Source organism: Syntrophothermus sp., from assembly GCF_013314835.1.
Lineage (GTDB): Bacteria > Bacillota > Syntrophomonadia > Syntrophomonadales > Syntrophothermaceae > Syntrophothermus > Syntrophothermus lipocalidus.
The window spans coordinates 1-3,183 of the sequence record NZ_JABUEX010000133.1 but is presented as its reverse complement, the minus strand read 5'-3'; the positions used below and the strand labels follow the sequence as shown (position 1 = coordinate 3,183).

3 protein-coding genes are annotated in these 3,183 nt (G+C 56.1%); all 3 read left to right on the top strand.

All coding sequences use genetic code 11. The features are described from left to right. The first annotated feature begins 205 nt into the window (after positions 1-205). On the top strand, positions 206-1,303 hold the full coding sequence (locus HPY90_RS15580) for a mannose-1-phosphate guanylyltransferase (protein ID WP_287195852.1): 1,098 nt from the start codon (positions 206-208) through the stop codon (positions 1,301-1,303). Between the two features lie 4 nt (positions 1,304-1,307). Continuing rightward, complete coding sequence (locus HPY90_RS15575; protein WP_287195850.1) at positions 1,308-2,705, top strand: phosphomannomutase/phosphoglucomutase; 1,398 nt, start codon at positions 1,308-1,310, stop codon at positions 2,703-2,705. A gap of 97 nt (positions 2,706-2,802) precedes the next feature. Then, on the top strand, positions 2,803-3,183 hold a 381-nt coding region (locus HPY90_RS15570; RefSeq protein WP_287195848.1), incomplete at its 3' end, for an SDR family oxidoreductase.

Sequence of the window (3,183 nt, the reverse complement as noted above, 5' to 3'; positions counted from 1 at the left end):
GTGCCGTGTTTTTAAAATCCCAGATTGCTTTGATTATATTTTAAAAAATGTTGGGGCAGGAAAATTCTTGGGAATTTAGAAAAGATCGGGCAGGAAGTTCCGGCTTTTTGTCGAATTTCTCTTTTGTCGAATTCCAAAAGAGCACGGAAGCTGCGGCTCATAAAGCCGTCCGGCGCTCAATTTGGGGACCGGAGGGGACTCTTTCTTGGAAACGGCAGTTGTCATTATGGCCGGCGGCTCCGGCGAGAGGTTCTGGCCGTACAGCAGAAGAGAAAAACCCAAGCAGTTTCTGGCAATCGGCGGGAGAGAGAGCCTTCTTCAACAGACCGTTGCGAGGGCGAAGGCGCTTGTGGACGTAGAAAAAATCTACGTCGTTACCGGCCGGGGCTACAGCGAACTGGTGCGAGAGCAGGCCCCGGAACTTCCCCCTGAAAACCTGATCGTCGAACCGGTAGGCCGCGATACGGCGCCCTGCATAGCCCTGGCGGCCCTGCTTTTAGCGGAAAGAGACCCGGAGACGCTCATGGTTGTCCTGCCGTCGGATCACATGATTCTCGACGAGCGCCGTTTTTGCGAAGCGATAACCCGTGCGCTTGCACTGGCGGCCGATACAAACGGGCTCGTGACCGTCGGCAACCAACCCACACGCCCCGAAACAGGCTACGGCTACATCCGCTTAGGGGAGCCGGTAGAGGACGGGTCGGCTTACCGGGTGGACAGGTTCGTGGAAAAGCCCGATGCCTGCCGGGCGGCGGAGTATCTGGCTTCGGGTGAATATCTCTGGAACAGCGGCATGTTTATATGGCGGGCGAAGGTGATCAGAGAAGCGATTTCCCGCCACCTCCCGGAGCTGGCTGCTGCCATGGAGCCCATCGAGAGAGCGCTGGGCACGGCTGATTTCGAAGAGACCCTCAACGATCACTTTCCCCGCCTGCCCAAAATCTCCATCGATTACGGTGTAATCGAAAAGGCGGCCAATGTCTGGGTCGTGCCCGGGAGCTTCGGCTGGGATGACCTGGGATCGTGGACGGCGCTGGAGCGGGTGCTGGAGCCTGACGGCTTCGGGAACCTCGTTGAAGGAAAAGCCGTTCTCGTCGACACCGAGAATGTGATTGCCAGGAACGACAACCGGGATAAATTAATGGTCACCTTTGGCCTTAAGGACCTGCTGGTCGTTGATATGCCCGATGTGCTGCTGGTGGCCCATAAGGATAGGGAGCCGGAGCTCAAAAAAGTGGTCAGGGAGCTGGAGAGCCGGGGTTTGAGCCGGTATTTGCACAGCTTCAACGGAGGAGAGGAATAGTTCAATGGTGCTCCGTGGGGTAGTTGATCTCAACCGGCAGATATTCCGCCAGTACGACATTCGCGGCCACGCAGAGCGGGACTTCCCGGATGAAACGGTTCGGCTTCTGGGCCGGGCCTTTGGCACTTATGTCCAGGAGCGCGGGATTTCAGAGGTGCTGGTGGGGCGGGACAACCGCCTCAGCTCAGAAAGGTTGAGAAATGCTTTCGTTGCAGGGCTGCTTGCCACCGGGTGTACGGTCATCGACATCGGTCTTGTGGCAACGCCGATTCTCTATTACGCCATGGTCCACTGCGGCACTAAGGCTGGGGCGATGATCACCGGCAGCCACAACCCTCCCGATGAGAACGGCTTTAAGCTTGCCTGCGGTGAAGGGACGCTCTACGGGGAAGAGATCCTGAAGTTAAAGGAAATGGCAGAAGCCGGAAGGTTCAAATCCGGGAAAGGCAGGATGGAAAAAAGGGATTTAGCAACCCCGTACCTCGCCATGCTCCAGGAGAAGATCAAGCTGGGCCCGCGCAGGTTGAAAGTTGCCGTGGACTGCGGCAACGGAACTGCCTCCCTTTTTGCCGAGAGGATCTTAAAGGCCTGGGGGTGCGAGGTGGTCCCCCTCTACTGCGAATCGGATCCCCGCTTCCCCAACCATCACCCAGACCCTGTGGTTGCCGCCAATTTGGAAGATCTGAGGCAGGCGGTTTTGGAGCACGGGGCCGACCTGGGTGTGGCTTACGACGGTGATGGCGACAGGATCGGTGTGGTTGACGAAAAAGGGGAGATCATCTGGGGAGATCTGTTGATGTGCCTCTTCTGGCGGGAGATTCTGGCCCGCCACCCGGGGGCTTTGGCGATCATTGAAGTTAAGTGCTCGCAGGCGCTGGTCGACGAAGTAGTCCGCCTGGGAGGGAGGCCGTTCTTCTATAAAACAGGCCACTCTTTGATCAAGGCCAAAATGAGGGAGACGGGGGCGGTTTTTGCCGGAGAGATGTCCGGCCACCTGTTCTTCGCGGACGAGTACTTTGGCTTTGACGATGCCTTCTATGCTACAGGAAGGCTGTTGAGAATCTTATCCAATACACCCAAGACGCTCTCTCAGCTTCTTGAAGATGTGCCCAGGTATTATGCCACTCCGGAAATACGCATCCCCTGCCCCGATGAGGATAAATTCGAAGTTGTGGAGCGCCTGAAGGAAGAGTTTCGCCGGGAATATGAAGTTGTTGATGTAGACGGGGTGAGGGTAATTTTTCCCGAAGGCTGGGGCCTGGTGCGCGCATCCAACACCCAGCCTGCGCTCGTGGCGAGGTGCGAAGCAAAAACCCCCGAAGGACTGAGAAAAATCTGCAGCATCGTCAAAGAAGCCGTTGCCCGGCATCCGGAAGTAGGGGATTTCGATTGGGAGTATTAAGGTTGAGCCGGCAAATATGGTTAAGCAGAAATGTACGAGTTGACCAAGTGGTGTTATAGGTATTGTCAAAAAAACTCGGATGGAGAAGGAGAGCCCGGTGAAGGTTTTGATTACAGGTGCTGCAGGGCAGCTTGGTGCCGATCTGGTGAAAGTTTTGGGTGACGGCGGCTGCCAGGTGATCCCCGCAGACCGCGCCGACTTCGATATCACCGATCTCGAAGCCACCGTAAAATTCATTACCGGTGTTCAACCGGACGCTGTTGTGCACAGCGCTGCCTTTACGGATGTCGATGCCTGCGAAAGTCAGCGTGAAAAAGCCTTTGCCGTCAACGGTCTGGGAGCGAGGAATGTCGCTGTTGCAGCAAGAAAGGTAGATGCCAAGCTCTTTTACATCAGCACTGATTATGTCTTCGATGGCCTTAAGGAGGGGCCTTACTTTGAGTTCGACAGGCCGAATCCGCTCAACGTTTACGGGAGA